This window comes from Zoogloea oleivorans (assembly GCF_008107625.1).
Taxonomy (GTDB): Bacteria; Pseudomonadota; Gammaproteobacteria; order Burkholderiales; family Rhodocyclaceae; genus Zoogloea; species Zoogloea oleivorans.
On record NZ_SDKK01000012.1, the window covers coordinates 191754 to 192125 of the forward strand.

The following is a 372-nucleotide window of genomic DNA, read 5'->3' on the forward strand; positions in this document are numbered from 1 at the left end:
AGGTCGAGGCGGGCCGACAGTTGCAGCGCATCTTCCGGGCAGGTGGCCACGCACAGCCCGCATTGCACGCAACTGGCCTCGCGGAAGCGCAGGCGCGGCTGGCTCTCGTCGTCCGACAAGGCCTTGACCGGGCAGGCGTTGATGCAGGCCAGGCACAAGGTGCATTTGTCTTTGTCGATGGCCAGCCTGCCGTAGGGGCTGCCCTCGGGCAGGGCGATGGGGGCCACGACGTCGGCGGGGGCGAGGCCGGCGAGGTGGCGAAAACACAGGTCGAGGGTGCCGCGCTTGTCGTCCTGCGGGTGGAAGCGGGCGGCTGTGCCGAGGGCCGGCGCGCTGGCGTGGCAGGCGGCAATCGCGGCAGCGGCAGCGCCG

General features: G+C 72.0%; 1 protein-coding gene. It reads right to left on the reverse strand.

All coding sequences use genetic code 11. From position 1 onward, the window contains the following. The coding region (locus ETQ85_RS14295) for a 4Fe-4S binding protein (protein ID WP_187394712.1) at positions 1-372 on the reverse strand (372 nt) is incomplete at both ends.